General features: G+C 61.8%; 20 protein-coding genes. 7 read left to right on the forward strand and 13 right to left on the reverse strand.

Going from position 1 to position 20,729, the window contains the following annotated elements:
• Positions 1-22: 22 nt before the first annotated feature.
• The 3 genes from leuB to BW950_RS06880 all read right to left on the reverse strand — a co-directional run bounded on the left by leuB (position 23) and on the right by BW950_RS06880 (position 2,501).
• Complete coding sequence (leuB, locus tag BW950_RS06870; RefSeq protein WP_076488578.1) at positions 23-1,102, reverse strand: 3-isopropylmalate dehydrogenase; 1,080 nt, start codon at positions 1,100-1,102, stop codon at positions 23-25.
• Between the two features lie 138 nt (positions 1,103-1,240).
• Positions 1,241-1,984, reverse strand: coding sequence for a LysM peptidoglycan-binding domain-containing protein (locus BW950_RS06875; protein WP_076488552.1), 744 nt, complete (start codon positions 1,982-1,984; stop codon positions 1,241-1,243).
• Positions 1,977-2,501: a hypothetical protein gene (locus BW950_RS06880; RefSeq protein WP_076488553.1), complete on the reverse strand. Its 525-nt coding sequence runs from the start codon at positions 2,499-2,501 to the stop codon at positions 1,977-1,979. The genes BW950_RS06875 and BW950_RS06880 overlap by 8 nt, the downstream gene beginning before the upstream one ends.
• Positions 2,502-2,667: 166 nt before the next feature.
• Here BW950_RS06880 and BW950_RS06885 point away from each other — a divergent pair, with 166 nt between their 5' ends.
• The 4 genes from BW950_RS06885 to tkt all read left to right on the forward strand — a co-directional run bounded on the left by BW950_RS06885 (position 2,668) and on the right by tkt (position 7,375).
• The gene (locus tag BW950_RS06885) at positions 2,668-2,937 is read left to right on the forward strand and encodes an ACT domain-containing protein (RefSeq protein WP_076488554.1); all 270 of its coding nucleotides are present in this window, start codon (positions 2,668-2,670) and stop codon (positions 2,935-2,937) included.
• A 21-nt stretch (positions 2,938-2,958) separates the two neighbouring features.
• On the forward strand, positions 2,959-4,347 hold the full coding sequence (locus BW950_RS06890; protein ID WP_076488555.1) for a PFL family protein: 1,389 nt from the start codon (positions 2,959-2,961) through the stop codon (positions 4,345-4,347).
• A gap of 78 nt (positions 4,348-4,425) precedes the next feature.
• Entirely contained in the window at positions 4,426-5,253 is an 828-nt protein-coding gene (locus BW950_RS06895) for a hypothetical protein (protein WP_076488556.1), read from the forward strand.
• Between the two features lie 127 nt (positions 5,254-5,380).
• On the forward strand, positions 5,381-7,375 hold the full coding sequence (tkt, locus tag BW950_RS06900) for a transketolase (RefSeq protein ID WP_094336480.1): 1,995 nt from the start codon (positions 5,381-5,383) through the stop codon (positions 7,373-7,375).
• 40 nt (positions 7,376-7,415) lie between these two features.
• Here tkt and BW950_RS06905 read toward each other — a convergent pair whose 3' ends face one another.
• Positions 7,416-7,871 (reverse strand): RpiB/LacA/LacB family sugar-phosphate isomerase, encoded by a 456-nt coding sequence (locus BW950_RS06905; protein ID WP_327077622.1) that lies wholly within the window; start codon positions 7,869-7,871, stop codon positions 7,416-7,418.
• An 81-nt stretch (positions 7,872-7,952) separates the two neighbouring features.
• On the opposite strand from BW950_RS06905, the gene BW950_RS06910 reads away from it, so the two are divergent.
• Complete coding sequence (locus BW950_RS06910; protein WP_076488558.1) at positions 7,953-10,418, forward strand: cation:proton antiporter domain-containing protein; 2,466 nt, start codon at positions 7,953-7,955, stop codon at positions 10,416-10,418.
• Positions 10,419-10,435: 17 nt separating this feature from the next.
• On the opposite strand, the gene BW950_RS06915 is transcribed toward BW950_RS06910, so the two are convergent.
• The 5 genes from BW950_RS06915 to BW950_RS06935 form a co-directional block, all read right to left on the reverse strand.
• Positions 10,436-11,203, reverse strand: a complete 768-nt coding sequence (locus BW950_RS06915; RefSeq protein WP_076488559.1) for a histidine phosphatase family protein — start codon at positions 11,201-11,203, stop codon at positions 10,436-10,438.
• An 80-nt stretch (positions 11,204-11,283) separates the two neighbouring features.
• Positions 11,284-13,128: a hypothetical protein gene (locus tag BW950_RS06920; protein WP_076488560.1), complete on the reverse strand. Its 1,845-nt coding sequence runs from the start codon at positions 13,126-13,128 to the stop codon at positions 11,284-11,286.
• Between the two features lie 58 nt (positions 13,129-13,186).
• On the reverse strand, positions 13,187-14,005 hold the full coding sequence (locus BW950_RS06925; RefSeq protein WP_076488561.1) for an ABC transporter ATP-binding protein: 819 nt from the start codon (positions 14,003-14,005) through the stop codon (positions 13,187-13,189).
• A complete protein-coding gene (locus BW950_RS06930) occupies positions 14,005-15,048 on the reverse strand; it encodes an iron chelate uptake ABC transporter family permease subunit (protein WP_076488562.1) in 1,044 nt (347 codons plus the stop codon). The genes BW950_RS06925 and BW950_RS06930 overlap by 1 nt, the downstream gene beginning before the upstream one ends.
• Positions 15,045-16,268, reverse strand: a complete 1,224-nt coding sequence (locus BW950_RS06935) for an ABC transporter substrate-binding protein (protein ID WP_076488563.1) — start codon at positions 16,266-16,268, stop codon at positions 15,045-15,047. Before BW950_RS06935 ends, BW950_RS06930 begins: the two co-directional genes overlap by 4 nt.
• 154 nt (positions 16,269-16,422) lie before the next feature.
• On the opposite strand from BW950_RS06935, the gene BW950_RS06940 reads away from it, so the two are divergent.
• The gene (locus BW950_RS06940; protein ID WP_143559158.1) at positions 16,423-17,442 is read left to right on the forward strand and encodes a hypothetical protein; all 1,020 of its coding nucleotides are present in this window, start codon (positions 16,423-16,425) and stop codon (positions 17,440-17,442) included.
• 497 nt (positions 17,443-17,939) lie between these two features.
• On the opposite strand, the gene BW950_RS06945 is transcribed toward BW950_RS06940, so the two are convergent.
• Together BW950_RS06945 and BW950_RS14770 are read right to left on the reverse strand one after the other, a co-directional pair.
• Positions 17,940-19,043 (reverse strand): MBL fold metallo-hydrolase, encoded by a 1,104-nt coding sequence (locus BW950_RS06945; protein ID WP_076488565.1) that lies wholly within the window; start codon positions 19,041-19,043, stop codon positions 17,940-17,942.
• Positions 19,044-19,045: 2 nt separating this feature from the next.
• Positions 19,046-19,507: a DUF3006 domain-containing protein gene (locus BW950_RS14770; protein WP_159438749.1), complete on the reverse strand. Its 462-nt coding sequence runs from the start codon at positions 19,505-19,507 to the stop codon at positions 19,046-19,048.
• A 156-nt stretch (positions 19,508-19,663) separates the two neighbouring features.
• Here BW950_RS14770 and BW950_RS14920 point away from each other — a divergent pair, with 156 nt between their 5' ends.
• The gene (locus BW950_RS14920) at positions 19,664-19,843 is read left to right on the forward strand and encodes a hypothetical protein (protein ID WP_143559159.1); all 180 of its coding nucleotides are present in this window, start codon (positions 19,664-19,666) and stop codon (positions 19,841-19,843) included.
• Here the strand turns inward: BW950_RS14920 and BW950_RS06955 are convergent.
• Together BW950_RS06955 and BW950_RS15110 are read right to left on the reverse strand one after the other, a co-directional pair.
• Positions 19,840-20,400 (reverse strand): Rpn family recombination-promoting nuclease/putative transposase, encoded by a 561-nt coding sequence (locus BW950_RS06955; RefSeq protein WP_143559160.1) that lies wholly within the window; start codon positions 20,398-20,400, stop codon positions 19,840-19,842. The two genes, BW950_RS14920 and BW950_RS06955, sit on opposite strands and share 4 nt — an antisense overlap.
• Before the next feature lie 20 nt (positions 20,401-20,420).
• On the reverse strand, positions 20,421-20,729 hold a 309-nt coding region (locus BW950_RS15110; RefSeq protein WP_499697523.1), incomplete at its 5' end, for an Rpn/YhgA-type helix-turn-helix domain-containing protein.

Consider the following 20,729-nt stretch of genomic DNA (forward strand, 5'->3'; position numbering starts at 1 on the left):
GCGGTGGCGCTGCTCCCGGTGCTCACCCTGCGCAGGCGCTGACCTTTTCGGCGATGCGCCGCCCCATCTCGTCGGTGCCGATCAGGGTGTCTCCGGGGCGGGCGATATCGCCGGTTCGGTATCCCTCATCCAGCACAGCCGCCACGGCGTCAAAGATCGCCTGGCAGGCCTGGTCCAGGCCGAAGCTGTATTTGAGCATCATGGCAGCCGAGAGAATCTGGGCAATCGGGTTTGCCACGCCTTTGCCCGCGATATCGGGGGCGCTGCCTCCCGAGGGTTCGTAGAGTCCGAAGGAGCCTTCGGCGAGGCTTGCGCTGGGGAGCATTCCCAGGGAGCCTGTGAGCATGGCTGCCTCATCGGAGAGGATATCGCCGAACATGTTCCCTGCCAGGATCACGTCAAACTGGCGGGGCTCCCGCACCAGTTGCATGGCGGCGTTGTCCACGTACATGTGGGTGAGTTCCACATCGGGATAATCCCGGGCCACCTCGGTTACCACCTCGCGCCAGAGGACCATGGAGGTAAGAACGTTGGCCTTGTCTATGGAGGTTACGCGCTTGTTTCTGCTCCGGGCTGCTTCAAAGGCTACCCGGGCTATGCGTTCTATCTCGGAGCGGTGGTAGACCAGGGTGTCGAAGGCCTTGTCTCCCTCGCGCCCTTTGGGCGTGCCGAAGTAGATTCCGCCCGTGAGTTCCCGCACCACCACCACGTCCAGGCCGCCCTCGAGGAGATCCTCTCTGAGGGGCGAGGCGTGCACCAGCTGGGGAAAGACGATGGCGGGCCGAAGGTTTGCAAAGAGGCCGAAGGTCTTTCGCAGGGGGAGCAGGGCACCCCGCTCGGGCTGCTCTTCCGGCGGCAGATGCTCCCATTTGGGGCCACCCACAGAGCCAAAGAGAATGGCGTCGCTCTCGCGGCAGAGATCAACCGTTTCCCGGGGAAGGGCCGTTCCATGGTTGTCCAGGGCTGCTCCGCCCACATCGGCGGCGTCTGTCTTGAAGGTTACGCCGAAGCGTTGCTCCACCGCTGCAAGCACCCGAAGGGCTTGCTCCATCACCTCGGGACCGATCCCGTCTCCTGCCAGCACGGCAATCCGTTTGTTCATGGCGGGCATGGTACCCGTTGGAGGGAATCTTGTACAACCTGCAGGGGATGCCCTGCGGAGGATGTTCCCGCTCCGGTGATGGGCAGTCCCGGTCACAGGGTGTGACGGGACTGCCGGGATTGCCGGTGGTGCCGGGAGTTATTTCTCCGGCGGCTGCCATACCCCCTGGCGCTCCTCGCCGGGGCGGTTGGGGATGCGGAACTTCATGCCTGGCTGGATCAGGCGGGGGTTTTCGGGATCCTGCAAAATGTGTTTGTTGGCCTCGTAGAGGATCGGCCAGAGGGAGCTGTCGCCGTAGACAAAATCGTAGCCCGCGATCCGGTAGAAGGAATCTCTCCGTTCGGGGATCAGGCGCACCACGTAGGCGGCGGGCAGGGTATCCCGCTCCAGGGGCGGGGTTATCATCTCCTGGCGTGGTTCCCGGGCCTCCCGCACGGGCTGCAACGGAGAGATGGTGTCCCGTACCAGGCGAAAGAGGGGAAAGCTCTCCTCAAAACGGCGTTCTGCAAAATGCTCTTCTGCCTCTTCCATGGTAGCCCTGGCCAGGGCGTGTTCTTCCGGGTAGTGGGTGGCTGCGTCTATCCTGGTGGCATAGATCAGCTGTTCCCGGGCCCGGTTGCGCATGCTGTTGGCCCGGAAGGCCCAGACCTGTTCCTCGGCCCAGACTATGGCCCGTTCCCGTTCCTGTTCTGCTTCGGCTACGAGGGCCATGGCCTGTTCGTAGAGCCCCTCCTCCATGAGCTGTTCTGCCTGCAGGCGCAGATCCCGGGCACGGCGGGCGTGGGGATTGTCCTCCAGGAGGTTTTGCGCTGTCGCCGAGGGTACCGCCAGCATCAGGGTGCAGAGCAGCAAGAAGAGCAGGCTGAAAAGATGTTTATTCATCGTCGGCCTCCAGATCTTCCTGCATCGTTTCCAGACGTCGCGAGGCGTCTTCCAGGCGGGAATCCAGGTCCTGGAGCGATCGCCGGGCCTGATCCCGTTGTTCCCGGGCTTTTTCGTAGGCCTGGGTGAAGGCTTCCAGGGCTTCCTCGAAGGCTGTCAGGGCTTCCTGGTAGGATTCCCGGGCCAGGTGCGCCTCGGCTGCTTCGGTGAGCTCCTCTCCATGTTGAAACTGTTCCCGCTGGGCCACGTCGGCGCGGACGCCCAGGGCTTCTTCCTTTCGGCCCAGTGTCCGGGTCCGGCTTTCCCGGGTCTGCTGAACCAGGGGGCTCTCCTCGGGGGGGGCGGGCTCTTCCGGCGTATCCGGTTCTTCCGGCGGAGCCGGGGGCTCTTCTTCCAGGGGAGGGGCCTCGGGAGCTGCTTCGGGCTCCGGTTCGGGTGCGCTGGCGCATCCCGCCATGGTGAGACCCATCACAGCAAGAACAAGAATCATGAGCAGAATGGTGCCGAGTTGTTTCACACTATCTCCTTCCGGGACCGGTTGCTCCCGAAAGAAGTTCCCGTGATGGAGCTTTTCGGGAGAGGTCCCTAGGGCGAAATATAACACTCCCAGGACGAAACGTCCTGCTTCACAGGCTGACAGGAAGGAAAAGAATTACTACACTCCCCGGGAAGGAGCATATGAAATGAGAGCTGTCTGTACCGTTGTCGGGAAGGATAAACCCGGCATCATCGCCGCTGTGAGCGTGGCCTTTGCCGAACGTTCGGTCAACATTCTTGATATCAGTCAAACCATCATGCAGGGGTTCTTCACCATGATTACCCTGGTGGATCTTGCGGGAATGACCATATCCCTCGACCAGCTGCGCCAGGATCTTGATGCCCTGGGTCACGAGATCGATGTATCGGTCACGCTGCAGCATGAAGACGTCTTTACCGCGATGCATCGTGTGTAATCCCCTCCCAAGGAGTTAATCGTGTTTTTCTCACCCCTGGAAATTGACCAGACCCTGCGCATGTTCGCGGAGCAAAACCTGGATGTGCGAACCATAACCATGGGGATCAACCTCCTGGATTGTGCCGATTCGGACGGCAGAAAAGCGGCGGGGCGCATCTATGACAAGATCACCCGCTCGGCAGCGCACCTGGTGCGTGTGGGCGATCAGATTCAGGCCGAACTGGGCGTGCCCATCATCAACAAGCGGATATCCATCACCCCCATCGCCATGGTCCTGGGCGCATCCTATCAGGCCGGAGGGACGGCGGGACCTCGTTCGGTGAGCCCCCTCTTTTTCGCCGAGACCCTGGACAGGGCGGCAAAAGAGGTGGGGGTGGACTTCCTGGGTGGTTTTTCTGCGCTCGTGCACCACGGCATGACCCCCGCCGACGAGCAGACCATCAGCGCCATTCCGGCGGTGCTGGCCACCACGGAGAAGGTCTGTGCCAGCATCAACGTGGCTTCCTCGCGGGCGGGGATCAACATGGACGCCGTGTGCCGCGCCGCTGCAGCGATCAAGGAAGCGGCCGAGCGAACCCGCGACCGTGGCGGTTTCGGTTGCAGCAAGTTGGTCATCTTTGCCAACGCCCCCGAGGATAACCCCTTTATGGCAGGAGCCTTCCACGGGCCGGGCAACCCCGATACGGTGGTCCACGTGGGAGTCAGCGGTCCCGGGGTGGTCCAATCTGCAATCCACCAGTATCCCGAAGCGACCCTGGATCAACTTGCCGAGGTGATCAAGAAAACTTCCTTCCAGATCACCCGGATCGGACAACTGGTGCTGGATATGGCGGCGGACCGCCTGGGCGTGGCCCACGGGATTGTGGACCTTTCCCTGGCGCCGACCCCGGCCGTGGGAGACAGCGTGGCGCGAATACTGGAAGAGATGGGGCTTGAGTCCGTGGGAGCTCCCGGATCGACGGCGGCCCTGGCGCTCCTCAATAATGCGGTAAAGAAAGGCGGTCTCATGGCCAGCTCCCACGTGGGAGGCCTCTCGGGAAGCTTTCTGCCGGTCAGCGAAGACGAAGGAATGGCCGCGGCTGTCGAATCCGGGGCCTTGAGCCTGGAGAAACTGGAAGCCATGACCGCCATTTGTTCGGTTGGTCTGGACATGATCGCCCTGCCCGGGACTACCTCCACCGATACCCTGGCGGGAATTATCGCCGACGAGATGGCGATCGGCGTAATGAACCACAAAACAACGGCGGTTCGCCTGATTCCCGTTCCCGGCGGTGTGGCCGGGGACTGGGTCGAGTTCGGGGGCCTCCTGGGCCGGGCCCCGATTATGCCCGTGGGGGAGTATTCCTGTTCCGGCCTGGTTCGGCGCGGGGGGATTATTCCTGCTCCCGTAACAAGTTTTCGAAATTGAGCGATAGAATTAGACTATACTGAAGAGGTATCAAGGGGAGGGGGGGCGATGCCGATACCAGGGAGAAGAGGGAGACCCGTGAAAGATCAAGCGGTCCGACAGGTTGTTCTGATTCTCTTGCCCCTGGTCCTGGTCCTGGTCGTGCAGGGCGGGGTGCCCCTTGGTGCCCAGCAGCACCTTGCCCAGGCGATCCCCCCTGTAGTTCGGCAACCCCCCGAATCACGCCAACCCGAAGCCCGCCAACCCGAAGCCCGCCAACCCGAAGCACGCCAACCCGAAGCGCGGCCCCCGGAGATCCGTCTTCCCGAGGTTCGTGACCCCGACCCTCCGGCCGTGCCCTCCCCGGTGGTGAGGCCTTCCCGGGAGCCCGTTCCTGCCCTCCCTGAACGGGAGAGCATCGCCGCCGAGACCCTTCGGGATCTGGAGCGCGAGCTGGCGCAGGCCTACCAGCGTCTGGCCCGGGTGGAACAGCAACTCAAGGAGGCGGTTGTCCTGCATCGCCGGGCCGAGGATCGGGCCTTGCGGTACAAAACTACACTCCTGAAAACCGAAGGGGGCCTTTTGCAGGAACTGGATACACAACAGCGCGTCCTGGAGGCTCTGCCCGTGGAGCGCCTTCTTCAGGTGGGAGCAACCTTCTCCCCCGAAGGGTCCCTGGGTGCGCTTGGCATGATTGCCCTTCCGGGAACACCCCTGAGCGTCATCAGCGGCGTGGATTACGATTTTCGGGAAAAGGAGATCTCCACCCGCTTTGGCGTCATGGTGGGGCTTTTTTCCCAGCGGACTCTGGTTGAACCCTGGGTTCGCTCTCGTCCTCCCCGGATCCCCGAGAAGGCCACGCTTACCCCCGAGGAGCTTCAGGCGATTCGTGCGAGGCAGCAACCCCGAAGGGAGCCTGCTCACTGATAGCCTCTGGACCTCCCCCGGGGGTGCCCCTTGCGCAGGGTGCCGCCTGGTGCAACCGTTCTCATAAAACCCTTCTTCGTGATACGATGTTCACATTACAATCTTTTTCCCCTGAGGAGACTCGATTATGACACAGATTATGGATAATACCGCCCTGGAGGCTGTTGCCCGATCGGTGAGAACTCTCACCATGGATGCTGTTCAGGCGGCAAACTCGGGGCACCCCGGAATGCCCCTGGGAATGGCGGAACTGGGAGCGCTTCTCTACGGCGAGATATTGAACCATAACCCCCGGAATCCGCAGTGGGAAAACCGGGACCGGTTCGTTCTTTCGGCTGGCCACGGCTCAATGTTTCTGTATTCGCTCCTCCACATGGCGGGATACGATCTCTCGCTGGAGGATCTTAAGGCCTTCCGTCAGCTCGACAGCAAAACTCCAGGGCATCCCGAATACGGCCACACCCCGGGAGTGGAGACCACCACAGGCCCTCTGGGCCAGGGTTTTGCCAACGCCGTGGGAATGGCCGTGGCCGAGCAGATGCTGGCGGCCCGGTTCAACACACCCCACCACCGCGTGGTGGATCACTACACCTATGGGATTGTCGGTGATGGCTGTCTCATGGAGGGGATTTCCAGCGAGGCCAGTTCCCTGGCGGGGCATCTGGGGCTGGGAAAACTGATCGTCTTCTACGATTCCAACAAAATCTCCATTGAGGGGTCCACGGACCTGGCCTTTACCGAGGATGTTGCAGCCCGGTATGCCGCCTACGGCTGGCAGGTCCTCTCCTGCAGCGCCTACGATATTGAGGGAATCCGCCGTGCCGCAGGTGAGGCCAGGAACGATACCAGGCGCCCCACCCTGGTGGTGCTCGAATCGGTGATCGGACAGGGCTCGCCCGGCAAGGCGGGGAGCGCCGCCGCCCACGGAGCGCCCTTTGGTGACGAGGAAATCGCCGCCACCAAGGAAGCGATCGGTGTTGACCCCCAGGCGATGTTCTACGTTGACCCCCGGGCGCAGGAGTTTTTTGCCCGTCGTCGCGATGAACTGGCCCAAACCCAGGAGAAGTGGGAGCAAACCTTCCAGGATTGGGCCACGGCCAACCCCGGACTTCACGCCCAGTGGAAGGAGATGCTTCAGGGTGGGTATCGCGAGCTTCTGAAGGATATCGCGCTTCCCCAGTATAAACCTGGTGATACCCTGGCTACCCGCCAGGCCAGCGGTGCTGCCCTGAAGGCCGTGGCAGCGGTGCTGCCGAACCTGGTGGGAGGATCGGCCGATCTGGCCCCCTCGAACAATACGGCCCTGCCCGAGCATGGTGATTTCACCCGGGACACTCCGGCAGGACGCACGGTCCACTTCGGGGTTCGTGAACTGGCCATGGCGGCGATTGCCAACGGGATGGCTCTTCACGGGGGGCTGCGTCCCTTTGTGGCAACCTTCATGGTTTTCAGCGATTATCTGCGGCCGGCGGCGCGGCTTTCGGCGCTGATGAAGGCTCCTGTCACCTATGTTCTTACCCATGATTCCATCTTTGTAGGTGAGGACGGCCCCACCCACCAGCCCATTGAGCATGTGGAGGCCCTTCGGACCATTCCGGGAATGGTGGTTTTGCGGCCTGCCGACGCCGAGGAGACCGGCGAGGCCTGGCTCATGGCTATGGAGCAGGACGGTCCCGTCGCGCTGGCTCTGACACGCCAGGGGCTTCCCGTATTTCCCAAGGCCGATCCCTCCTGGCGGGAATCCCTGCGGCGCGGAGCCTACCTGGTCCAGGAGCCGGCACAGGGCGGGCTCCCCGAGGTTGTGGTTGTGGCCACGGGAAGCGAAGTCTCCCTGGCACTGAAAGCGGCGGAGTTGAGCGGCCGGGCCGTCCGGGTGGTTTCCATGATCAGCCGGGAACTCTTCGAGGCTCAGGACGAGGCTTTTCGCAGATCTCTTCTGCCCCAGGGTGTCCCCGTGGTAGCCGCTGAGGCGGGCGTTACCTCGGGGTGGGCTTCGATCACGGGCAGCCGTGACCGGGTTCTTGGCCTTGACCGGTTTGGTTTGAGCGGACCCGCTGCCCAGGTAGCGTCGGCCATGGGCTTTACCGCCCAGGCCCTGGCTGACCTGATCAAAGGAGTCTGATCAAGAGGGTTTGATCAAAGGGGGCTGGCGAGCTTTCCCGTCAGCCTTCGAGGTCCATGATCTTCTGAACCCGGATCTGGTGGCGCCCGCCCTGGTGGCGGGCGTCGATAAAGGCATCGAGCATTGCCTCTACCGGTTCTTCGTAGGCGATCCGCCCCCCGAAGGCGATTGCGTTTGCGTCGTTGTGCTCCCTGGCCATGGTTGCGGCAAAGATGTTCTGCGGCAGGGCGCAACGGATACCCTGAATCTTGTTGGCGGCAATGCTGATACCGATCCCCGTACCGCAACAAAGGATGGCAAAATCGAAGGGGCCTTCCTCCTGCTCCTGCCGGGGCGCCTCCAGAAGGCGGGTACACACCAGACGGGCAATATCGGGGTAGTCCACGGAGTCATCCCTGTCAACGCCGCAGTTTTCCACGGTATATCCCCGCTTCTCAAGATGGTTTATAAGGCGAACCTTGAGATCCACCGCACCATGATCGTTTCCTATCAGCACACGTGTATGTAGAGTTTCCATGGAGACCGATTGTAGCGGTTTTTCTTTTCTTGCACGAGATAGTGATGTATTATTCGCCCCATGGAAATTCCCTTCAGCGATCCGGTGCTAATTTTTGCATCGGTGATGGTGCTTATTCTGGTGGCTCCGCTCATGGCCCGGAAACTCCGGCTTCCCGAGATCGTGGGGCTTCTCCTGGCAGGGATGATCTTTGGACCCTACGGGTTCGGTCTGATCGCCCGGGATGCCACGATCCGCCTTCTGGGCGAGGTGGGGCTGCTGATGATCATGTTTCTGGCGGGGCTGGAGATCGATCTCCATCAGGTTCGCCGGAACCGCCTTCACAGCATCGTCTTCGGACTTATTACCTTCCTGATTCCTCTGGCGGTGGGTACCGGTCTGGCTATCTGGATCATGGCCCTCACGGTGCCCACGGCGGTGCTGCTTTCCAGCATGTATTCCTCTCATACGCTGCTCACCTTTCCTTCTGTGGCCAAGCTGGGGCTCACGCGATCCCGCGCCGTGACAACCACCATCGGGGGAACGATTATTACCGACACCCTGGCTCTGTTGGTGCTGGCTGTGATCGCCTCTTCTGTTGAGGGCGATGCATCGCTCCAGTTCTGGCTTCGCCTGGGAGCAACCATGACGCTCTATGTGGTGGCGGTGATCGTTCTTCTTCCCCGGATTGGCCGATGGTTTCTCCGGGAGGTCGCCTCCGACGAAACTGTGGCCTTTGTCTTTGTGCTGGCAGTCACCTTTCTTTCGGCGTATCTGGCCCACGTAGCGGGGCTGGAGCCGATTATCGGTGCTTTCCTGGCAGGGCTCACCCTGAACTCCCTCATTCCCGAGAAGAGCAGCCTCATGGCGCGTCTTCACTTCACGGGGAACGCCCTCTTTATCCCCTTCTTTCTTCTTTCCGTGGGAATGCTGGTGAACGTGGAACTCCTCTTCCAGGGCACCAAGGCCTGGGTCGTTATCGGCGTGATGACCGTCACAGCCCTTGTCACCAAGTGGCTTGCGGCGGTCATCTCGGGTTTCTTTCTGCGTTATTCCCGCCAGGAGTCCCTCCTGATCTATGGCATGAGCGTGAACCAGGCCGCGGCAACCCTTGCGGCGGCCCTGGTGGGGTACGAGGTGGGGCTCTTCTCCGACGAAATCATCACCGGTACGATCGTCATGATCGGGATCACCTGTTTTGTGGGGCCCCTGGTAACGGAACGGGCCGGCAAGAAACTGGCCGAGGCACGGGATTCCGAACTGAAGGACCCCGGAACATTGCCCTCGCGGGTTCTTATTCCGGTGATCAACAAGGATTCTGCGGCTGATCTGCTCGATGTGGCGATGTACCTGCGCGATAACGAATCGCACGAGCCCATGTACCCCATCCATGTGATCCCCGATGGTCCCGATGCCGAGGCCCACGTTGCCCGGGGAGAGGAGTTGCTGGCGCATATGGTGGTACGATCCCTGGCAGCCCATGTGCCGGTTACTCCTCTCACAACGGTCGACGTCAACGTGAGTTCCGGAATCCTCCGGGCCGTCCGGGAGAACCGTGTATCCACCCTCGTTATGGGATGGGACGGGCACCAGCGGAGCCGGTCCCACATCTTTGGCCGGATCCTTGATCTGGTAGTGAACGGAACACCGCGGCAGATTCTGGTCAACCGGCTGGTCCAGCCCGTGAACACCATGAAGCGAATCTGGTTTGTTCTGCCTCCTCTGGCCGAGCGGGAGGTGGGTTTCCCCGAGGCGGTGGGCACCATCAAGCAGCTTGCCGCCCAATGCGGCACAGCGATGATCGTCTACGGGTCACCATCATTTCCCGAGAAAGGCTGGTCTTATATCCGCCGGGCTCGTCCCGAGGTGGGCGTGGAGCTTCGCCGCTACGAATCCTGGCTGGGGCTGGTGCAATCCTTCGGGCAGGAGCTCTCGGCAACGGATTGGGTGATCCTCTTCTCGGCGCGCCTGGGCGGAATCGCCTGGAACCCCAAGGGCGACCGACTTCCGGGGGTCCTCTCGCGACGCCACGGGCAGTGCAACCTCTCGGTGCTCTACTCTGCCAGCGAGCGCCTTCTTGCCGCCAGTAGCGGCGACGAGAGAAATGGCGGCGGTTTGGGGATCGGGGTCTTTTCTCCGGAGCGGACGATCCTGGACGGCGATTACCGGGAGGTGGATACCCTGGTGAGGGACGCCCTGCGGTGTATTCCCGATGCAGAAGGGCAGGTGCCGGAGCGACTGGCCCGTCAGTTGATCGATATTGCCAAGGGAGAACCGGTTCGGCTCATGTCTGGGGTGATCCTTCTTCATTGCCACGCTTCCGAGGTGAGTCAGTCCACGGTCATGATGGCCGTAAGTCGTCACGGGATATCCCTGGAGAAGGTTCCCGATGTATCACGAATCGTTATTATTCTTGTTGATCCGCTGGGTCAGGAGCCGGGGGATCACCTGGCCGCCCTTGGGAAGATCGCCGGGGCGATTCGCACCCCCGGACTGGTGGAGAAGCTTCATACAGCCCGGAAGTTCGAGGACCTCCTGGAAGAATAGCGTTTGCCGCCCGGGGCTCAGGTGTCCCGGGGCGCTGTCTCGTTGATCCGGCTCCACTGGGCATGGAACCATCGCAAGGGTCTGTCCTGGCGGTCCACGGTCCGGACCGGCCTGAGATCAATCTGGAAGACCCCGCAGTTGGATACCTTGATCAGGGGCATCCACTCCCGGGGGGCTTCCCGGGTAGCGCCGAAGCTTGTTTTCAGGAGCCACTGGATCAGTCCGCCGTGGGTTACGCAGAGAACTGTTGCTCTCCCGGGTTCTTCTGCGTTCCGGGATGATTCAGATGATTCCAGGGAAGGGTCAGCGGGGAGGGCGTTTGCTGTCTCTGCCAGGATCTGCCAGACCCGGAGTGCCCGGTCGGTCAGGGCGACCCGACCCTCGGCGCCGGGCACGGAATCCCAGCTGCGGGCAGTGAACTCCTGGTAGTCCCGGGGCATCTTCTCCTGGGCCTCCTGCAACGAATAACCCGAAAAGATTCCCGTATCGAGTTCCTGCAACTCCGTAATCACACCGTAACGGGCGTCGTCCGGTGTCAGTCCCGTGATGATTCGTGCCGTTTCCCCGGCCCGCTGAAGCGGCGAGGTTCGAACCGCATCGGGATTGACTTTCAGGCTCTTGAGCCACTGGCCTGCCCGGACTGCCTGGGTTCTTCCCCGATCCGTAAGGAGCGCGTCCTCCCTGCCCTGGACAATCCCCCGGGCGTTGCCCTCGCTCTCGCCATGGCGGATAAAATAGAACGATACCGGCCGTTCCAGGCCGGTCATGATGGTATCAAACGACATGGTTCTCCCTTGTGTGCGGACGGGGCTTTCCAGGGCCAGGCCCAGGCTCAAGCCCTGGCCCGAAATCCCACCCTCTCAGCTCAGTAATTCAGGATAATATCGCCCTCAATACTGTTATCGGTATATTTGATCATGAGCGTGTTGGTGCTCCGTTCGTAGTGACGTCCCTTGATATAGAGCTCAAAAGAAGGATCGTTCCGCCATTGCAGATTAAAGAGGTTCATGGACCGGAAGGGGGGAATCCCCTGCATGATGATATAATGAGTCCTGTTCCGGGGATAGGTCAGGGTGAAATGGAACTGCTCCTGTCCAATCTCTATGTGAGGAAAGGGAGCAATTGACCAGATGAATGCCCCCGCTCCCAGATCGTCGTAGAGAGAGATCTTCCGGGGATACCAGGGGTTGTCCGAGAGCAGGGGATAGATCTCTTCCGGTCCGAAACTTCCCTCCTGCCGGGTGAACCCGTCTGTTTCAAAGTAGAGATGGCGAGGCAGAAAGCCCAGGCTGTCGGCCACGCGAAGCGCCGAGAGCACCAGATTGCGGCCCACCGTCACGTAGAGAAGGTCTCCCTGAAGTTCGCCGTATCGTTCCAGAAGTCGCCCGGCGCGCAGGGAATAGAGCAGGTCCACCTCTCCCTGGGCGGTCTCCATGAAAAAGGTCTCCTCGTACTGGCGGATGGCCGGAACGATCCTGTCGTGGACAAGGGTGAGAAAACGCTGGGAAACTTCCCGGGATGCCTCCGTGGGGTGGTTCGGTGCAAGAGCCGCCTCGGCCATGGCCACGGCCGTGCGCTGATCCAGATCGCGCAGGTCTACGTCCCGGGCAAAGCTCAGAATTTGCCGGAAGAGCTCCTCGCTCCCCCGGAGCGCGGCAAAGGAGAAGAGATCCTTCTCCTGGAAGACCCGGGCATCGCCTGCGGCGATCCGTCCTGCCAGCTCCCGGGCTCGCTCCTGATCATCCTGGATAAATCGGGCTGTGACGTCGCGGAGGTTTCCCAGAAAGACCGCCGAGAGGAGCCCCACCGATTCCGGATGCTGGTCGGCGGCGCGGCGCATGCGGTTAAAGGCAGTGGTGTACTGGTCCCGCTTCCATGCCTCGGCCAGATAAGCCGTGAGAATCGCCTCGGAGAACTCGGGAGAACCCTCGCGCCTGTTCCAGGTCCCGGACCCGCCGTTAAAGCGGACGCTGTGCCATCCCTGGAATCCCACGTCGATAAAGCGGTTGATCGTCTCGGTATAGAAAGAATCGCTGATCTGGCGACGGTCTCTGCTGAAGGCCGCTTCGATAATATCGATCTCGGCATAGTCTCGTTCAACGTAGCGGATCAGGCGGCTTCCGGCGTTCAGCGGCATGGTGATCCGCCGCGATTCCCGGTCGATCGCTGACTGGGGTGGGGCGGTCAGGACAAACTGACGGTCTTCACGGAGAAGCTGAAGGGAGTCCGGGGCTTCCGACGACGACTCGGAACCGGTTTCAAGGGTCGCCTCGGGATACCACGAGAGAGCCACTGTTCCCTCCTCAGGCCAGGCCCCGCCCTCCTGGGGGTGAATCTGGAGGCCCGGAGGTCCCTCGCCGGGAGAGATCTCGAAACGGATCACGCTCCCGTCGGAGAAGGTGATGAGCAGGGCGTTCTCTTCCTGATCGTATCGACGGGGAACCAGATGGTGCTGATCTTCCCCGGAGGTAATCACCAGGGGATGGTCTTCGGAGAAACGGAAGGTGAGGCCCTCGAAATCAAGGCGAGCCGAAGTTATCTTCTGACTGGTCTCGTCTTCACCGGCCACAAGGGTCCCCACAAACTGCAGATCCCCCAAAGATCGCCGCACGGTGAGAGTCCCCGAATATTGAAGGTAGAGAAGGCCAAAGATTCCCACTGCGTAGAGGCAGGGAATCACCAGGTATCTCCAGACTTTGCGCGTATGCATGGACCAAATCTACCAGAGGAACCGCTCCGTGTCAGCTCTTCCGCCTCTCTTGTGGTTTTTACAGTTCCGGGGCTGCTTTCCCTGGAGGGGTTGCCTTCCCTGGAGGGGATGGCCGGGGAATGAACCAGCCCCGTTGGGGATCCAGCGTGATTGTCCCTGGAGAAGGATAGGCCCTCTCCACGGCCCCCGTCGCCAGGAGCTCCTCGGGCGTGCCCTCCCCCTGAAGGGTTCCGGCCAGAAGAAAAAGGCGATGGGAGAAGTGCAAGGCCAGGTGGAGATGATGAGTAGCGATCACCGCCGAAGCGATCACCTGTCGCTCCACCAGATCACGCAGAAGAAGAAAAAGCGCCGTCTGGTGAGGCGGATCCAGGTGAGCCGCCGGTTCGTCAAGAAGAAGAATCCGGGGCTCCTGGGCCAGAGCCCGGGCTATCATCACTCGCTGGCGCTCGCCATCGCTGAGGTGCCCCAGCGATCGCTGTGCCAGATGGAGTGTGCCCGTTGTCTCGAGGGCCTGGTCCACAGCCGCATCCCGTCCCGAGGGACTCTGGAGGGATGAGCAATGCGGCAGACGCCCCAGGGCAACCACATCGCGCACACGCAGATAGGCCGGTGAGACCGGATCGGTCAGTACCACCGCCAGACGGCGGGCCCGGGCCTCGCGGCTCCAGGAGCGGGATCCGTAGAGAGGCCGCTCCTCCAGAAAAACCATTCCCTCCCGGGGTTTCAGCAACCCCGCCAGGCACCGCAGGAGCGTTGTCTTTCCCCCCCCGTTCGGCCCCGCCAGGGAGATCACCTCACCGGGGAGAACCTCCGCCCGGGCAACGGTAACCACATCGGGGCCTCGGCGGTAGCCCAGGCGCAGATCCTCCAGGATCATCACAACTCCACCCCCGGGCCTGTCCCCTCGCGGGAGGGCCGCAGAATGGTCAGAAGCACCACAGGAACCCCCACCACAGAGAGAACCGCGTTCAAGGGAAGGAGGCGATCACTTCCGGGGAGTCGCGAGAGCAGATCTGCCACAATCGCGATAGCCGCCCCCCAGAGAGCAACCCCCGGCAGAAGAAGACGATGCCGGGAGGTCCGCAGATGACCCCGGGCCAAATGAGGCACGGCAACGCCGAGAAACGATATTGGCCCTGTCAGGGCAGTCACCAGGGCTGTAAGCAGGCCGGCGCAGAGGAGCAGCACCCCCTGGAGACGGTGGGCGTGGATACCGCTGCTCTCGGCGTAGGCGCTTCCCAGAAGCAGCACATCGATCGGAGCTGCCAGAATCGTAAGCAACACCGTTGTTCCCAGGGCCGCCGCAAGCAACGCCAGGGGTTTCCATCCCGGAGGAAGGGCAAAGGAACCAAAACTCCAGTGAATATACTGCTCCAGCCCCTGGGCAGGGCTCGCCGCCATGAGCACCGCCGTGAGAGCGCTGGCCGCATAGCCAAAAAGCAGCCCCAGCACGAGAACCACCACAGGCTGCCCCACCATGCGGTGAACCAGCATCATCAGGGAGATCACCAGGGCCGAGCCCAAAGCAGCCGCCGCCACGGTGGGCGCTGCAAAGTGGGCACCCGCTCCGGCCAGAACCACCAGAGCCACACCCAGACCGGCCCCGGCGCTCACACCGAGCACCCCCGGCCCCGCCAGGGGATTGCGAAAAACCGTCTGCATCAGCAACCCCGCCAGCCCCAAAGAAGCCCCGGCTCCGGCAGCAGCACCCACCCGGGGAAGCCGCACCTGAAAAAGGATGATCCGCTCCAGGGCAAAGGCAGCATCACCCCCATCGGCAAGCGGCCCCGCCCGGAGCGCCGCCAGAAGCTCCGCCGGCGAAAGCGGCACGGACCCCAGCGCCAGAGCCGCTCCCGCCGCAAGGAAGAGGACCGTTGCGGGAAGAAGCAAAGCGGTCACCCCGGAGACGCTGCGCCTCACGGAAAGATGCTCCGATAGAACCGTAACTGGTGCCCGGGAACAAGATCCGCCTGGGGATGAAAAATCGTAACCAGATCCTCCAGAAGGAGATCGGGCCGGCCCACACCGGTCTCCCAGAAATCGTTCGCGCCCCGGGAACGCTGGCGACGGTCATGGTGATAGACCCGGCCCTCCCGGAACGCCCGAAAAAGAGTCAGTCGGGGATCCTCCCGGCGAATATCCTCGGGACTGCTCCAGGTCGCGTTGAGATGCATCCAGACATCAGCATCCCTTGCCCGGGCCAGAACCGCCTCAAGATCAAGAAAAAGCGACCCTGCGCCCCTGGTATCAGCCCAAAGATACCGGGCCCCGGCATCAGCAAAAAGCATAGCCAGGTAGCTTTCCCCTGCCGGAACCGGCCACTGCCCCTGCCAGGGCGCGTTGGCAAAGACCTCGGGCCTGGCCCCCTGGCGAATCGCCTGATCGGTGCGGCGCGCCAAATCATGGTATCGCCGGGCCCGGTGGGAAAACAGCTCCTCCGCCAGAGCCTCCTTCCCGTAGAGCGCCCCGAAAAGCCGAAGCCATTCAGCGCGGCCCAGAGGAGTCGGCTCTCTCCAGTCGGCAATCACCATGGAAGGAACTCCCGCCCCCTCCAGTCGTCTCAGGGCAGGATCGTCGGGACTATACGCCGAAAGCAGCACCACATCTGGCCGGAGCGCCAGAAGCCGTTCCAGATCAAGCTGTGCCCCGGCACCGGTAGTTCGCACCGTCCCCTGCTCCAGAGCCTGACGGACCGTCTCGTCATAAACATAATCGGCCGTATCCACACCCACCAGTGAGGAAAGCTCTCCCAGATCCCTGATAAAGGGAATATTCGGTGTGGAAAGCGAGACCACCCGCCGGGGCGGGACAGCAATCACCGTTCCGGGAGGCCCATCGATATTACCAGGATCGGTACCCCGGGGAACCAGAAAGTAGATCAGATCGGGCGCACCGGGCCAGGCGTTGGAAATTCGGACCTCCTGGTGCGTCTCCTTCCGGGTGATCCGCAGATTCGCCGCCTCCTTGATCGGAGCCACCCCTGACAGGTGTCCCTCAGGGGCAACGGCCCTCGTTACAGAATCGGCAGCCACCACGGGTGCCTGCGCCAGAACCGCGAAAGTCAGAACCGCAAACGCCAGAACCGCAAACGCCAGAACAAATGAAAAGAAACGAGCCAGGCGGCTCGGAGAGCACATCATAACGCTCCCCATAGTAATGCGGGATCGGCCTCGACACAACCAGGATTCCCTCGACAGATTTCCCCGGCATTCCCTCCCAGGCAATCAGCCTCTGTACCGCCCCCTCCTTCCCGGGGTACTCTGCGATCATTTGAACCCCCTGGGGAGGACAGACATGATAAAAAATGCTGTAAAAACAGGCGTAACTCTCCTTGTCGCGGCCTGGCTTATCTCGACACCCCTTCCCCTGACGGCAGCCCCCGCCCCGGCAACAGAAGAACCCGCCCCGGCAGCGACACTCCCAACAGCCCCGGCAGCAAACGCAACCGAGTCAGACCCGCCCCAAAACCCGGAAAAACCCCAGCCGCCCCTGATCATACCGCTCTTCACCTACCGAACCCTCTCGGTGAGCGACCAGACCCTGCACAGCCCCGGAAGCGGAATTGTCTTCCTCGCCGAAGACCATCTCCTCGCAGGAACCTATTCCCGCACCACCTGGAGCACCACCCCCGGCACCAACCGGGACAAGGACTACCACACCCTGGAGTTCCTCTACGACGGAGCCCGCCGGAAGCACCGATACCTGACCGTCCTGCAATCGGCCTCGGACAAACCCATCCACGGCGGCACGGACACCTTTCAGGCCGCAGCACTCTACGGATACGAAATCTTCGCCACCCCCTCTACATCGATCGTCCTCGGTGGCGGCCTCGGAATCAGCGACTTCGGCCTCAAAACCCCCAACGGCCAAAGCATATACGCCCTGCCCCTTCCCCTGATTCGCCTCACCCACGAAGACCCCCGGTACCATCTCTCCCTGGAATTCATCACCGGCCCCACCATCAACCTCACCCTTGCACCGGAAGAAAACCTGCGCATGACCTGGAACCTCCGGTTCGACCTCGACCAGCTCCGGGACGAACGGGACCTGTTCTACGAAATCGCACTCCACTACCGCTTCGCCTCCCTGGGAATTCAGAACGAAACCATCAGCTTCGACCTCGCCGGAGAAAAAGACCCCCTGGAAAGCACTTTCTACTCAGCCTTTGCCGAAGTGGACCTGATCCTCCTCAAACTGCGAGCCGGCTACGCCTTCGACACCCTCCTGCGCTCCGTCGGCACAACAGAACAAACCGGCGACGGCCTCTACCTCTCTCTTCAGGGATTGATCCCCCTCGGAAGCCGTTCCCCCTGACCCGTGAGCCCCATCATCCTTTGGGCGTGTCCCCGCGTACGCGGGGCCGGGCTTTCCGCGAGTAGTACGGTCCTCGCCGGAGCCCCACCAAACCGGAACGCCCCACAGGCGACACCGGCTGCGGTCCGCGCTACTCGCTGCAATCCCTCACGCGGAATCAGGGGCGACAGCGCCAATTCTTCTTGCAGTCCTCGCCATGATCACGGCAATTTTTTCCACAGCCTGCGGAGCCGACCGCACGAGTCAGTATCCGCCCCGTCTGGCCGTGGCAACGAGGGGAACCGCCGGGCCTCTTTCCCTCCGGGGGCTGTCTTCCTGCGCTGCCTCTGATCAACCCTGCTGCTCATTTTTCCGAATATGTACATGGACCTGATTGGTATCGGTCTCCCGGGACTGGCTGTGTTGAGGCAGGTGCTCCTGGTTCCAGCGACCTGGCGAGTCGAGGCAGAGAAGGCGATTCTCCGATAGTGTGGCGCTAACGGGCCCCACCAGGGCCCTTACTCTGTTCCCGGCAGGGGGCAGATAAGCCCCTGATCCTCGATCTCCCGCAGCCGCCCGGGCCCAATTCCGGGAACATCCAGAAGATCCTGCCGTGAGGTAAAGGGGCGACGCTCCATAATCTGTCGGGCCCTGGTATCGCTGATATGAATGAGGCGGGAGAGTTCCTCTATGGTGGCGGTGTTTATGTCGATGCACAAGGGCGGGGTAGTTTCTCCTGCTGTGAGGGAGGTGGCTATCTTCCAGGACGAGCCGTCGCTGGTAATTACCAGAGTCCCCCCTGTGTTGGTACCGTAGATCTCGGCCTCAAGGTATCGGTCTACCCGGAGCAGAACTTCCCTGTGGGGATGGCCGTAGCGGTTGTCCCGGCCAGCCTGGTAGAAAACCAGTTCGGGAGACACGGCCTTCAGAAAGGCCCTGCTCGATGAGGTCCGTGACCCGTGGTGGCCCAGCTGGAGCACTGTGGCTGCCAGAGGAATTCCGCTGGCCAGGAGCCGGTTCTCGGCATGGATTTCGGCGTCCCCGGTGATGAGGATCGAAAAATCCCCGAAATCGGCGCGGAGAACAATGTTTTTGTTGTGCAGGTGTCCGGAATAGTCTGCGGCTGATCGTTCGGGGTGCAGGACGGTGATGATCAGCTCTCCAAACCGGATGAGTTCTCCCCGAAGTGGTTCCTGGTAGACCGCCGAAGATTCCAGGACTGCCTCAAGAAAGCGCTCGAAGGTCCGGGTGGTGTGGGTCTGTCCGTTATACCAGATTCGGTCCACCTGAAATTGTTCAAGGATGGCAGGAAAGCCACCGATGTGGTCGGCGTGTGCGTGGGTTGCCACCGCCAGATCAAGCCGCTGGACCCCTCGGTTATTCAGGTAGGCGGCTGCAGTTCCGTCGATTCCTGCATCAACCAGAATGGCTGCGGTCTCTGTTCGCAGGAGGACCGCTTCGCCCTGACCGACATCGATACAATGAATCTCCAGAAGGGGGGGCACCAGCCCTGTTGCGGGTGCGGCCCCGTCGCTCAGGGCCGGGGGCGGGTGAAGAAGGGCCCCCAGCATCAGCCCAAGGGTCACGACGAGGCTCAGGGCTCGTTGCAGGGGGCTCTTCATCGTCAGGGGTTCCTCGATCGAAGTTTGTCCAGTTTGGATCGGATGCGGTTGCGGGCATCCCCGGTGCGGATATGGTCACAGGCGAAGGAGAGGGTCGAGGTTTCTCCTTCTGTCGTGCAGGAGAGGGTCAGAACCGTTCCTTCCCTGGCCTTGGCGGGGAGCCATGCGGCGGGAATCTCGTAGCAGATGCCACGGGCGGTCTCAATCCGTGCTGTTTCCCGGGAGATGGCGTCTACCGTAATGAGGGTCTCCGGTTCGTCCATATCCAAGAGTACCATGGAACGAGGGAAGGAGGGAAATCTTTCCGAAGCTGGGGAGCGTGCTAAAGGATGATCCCAGGGTGATAGGGGGGAGGAGTGTAGTGCCTTCCCGCCGGGGCTGGCTGCCGCCTGGTATCCCGGGAGCAGGGAGAGCAGCCAGAGGGCAGAGACGACGCAGAGGGTGTAACTCGGTTGTGCGGGCATAGGGCCTCCTGCAAGGCTGGTACAGCCCAAAGAGTCCCCGTGCTTGAGTTCAGGGTGACCAGCGAGGCCGGAAGCAGTCCGGGGGGGGTGCCATAATTGTGATCCAATCCCGAGCATGTCAAAAGTGGAACTAATGAATTATCTGGGAAACTGCTGATGGATCACCCCCGGGGCATGCGCCGCTCCGAGATCGCCCAGCGCTTTGGGGTGCACCACAGCATCGTGGGCGGAATACTTCAGTCAGGCGCGGTGTTGTTGGGAAGAATGGGGCGCGGCCGACGGGCCTTCCAGCCCCATCCCCGGCAAACTCACAGGCGCCCCGAGAAGGGGTGCTAGGTTGATCGCTCGAGATCCCCGATCTCCTGCTCGGAAAGGCCGGTGATCTCGGCGATGTCGGAAAGGGGGAACCCGCGTTTCAGCATCTTCAGGGCATCTTCACGAGCCTTCTGTTGTATGCCCTGCTGCATGCCCTGTTGCATGCCCTGCTGCATGCCCTGCTGCATACCTTCTTGTATGCCCTCTTCCTTGCCGCGTTGCTCGGCGCTGCGTAACCGCGAACTGACATCGCGTTGCCATTTCTCACGCGCCTCGGCGATGTCCATAAGCTCGTCGTCGGCAGTAAAGGTGCGGTAGACTCTGTGGGCCTTGCCCAGAGCAGGGTTGTCCTTCAGCAATAGCGTCATATCCTCCTCCTCCACGGTGCCTTCGTGTTCGAAGTAATAACACCATGTATCAAGTTTGTCCTTCACATCACCGGTGCTTTTCAGGTGATTCTTGGGCAGTTCGATGAAATGGATCTGCAGGTGATCGGACAGGACATACTCCGGTGCGTCGGCCTCGGTGATCGGGGGCGCGGCCGACGGGCCTTCCAGCCCCATCCCCGGCAAACTCACAGGCGCCCCGAGAAGGGGTGCTAGGTTGATCGCTCGAGATCCCCGATCTCCTGCTCGGAAAGGCCGGTGATCTCGGCGATGTCGGAAAGGGGGAACCCGCGTTTCAGCATCTTCAGGGCATCTTCACGAGCCTTCTGTTGTATGCCCTGCTGCATGCCCTGCTGCATGCCCTGCTGCATACCTTCTTGCATGCCCTCTTCCTTGCCGCGTTGCTCGGCGCTGCGTAACCGCGAACTGACATCGCGTTGCCATTTCTCACGCGCCTCGGCGATGTCCATAAGCTCGTCGTCGGCAGTAAAGGTGCGGTAGACTCTGTGGGCCTTGCCCAG

It is taken from the genome of Alkalispirochaeta americana (assembly GCF_900156105.1).
Lineage (GTDB): Bacteria > Spirochaetota > Spirochaetia > DSM-27196 > Alkalispirochaetaceae > Alkalispirochaeta > Alkalispirochaeta americana.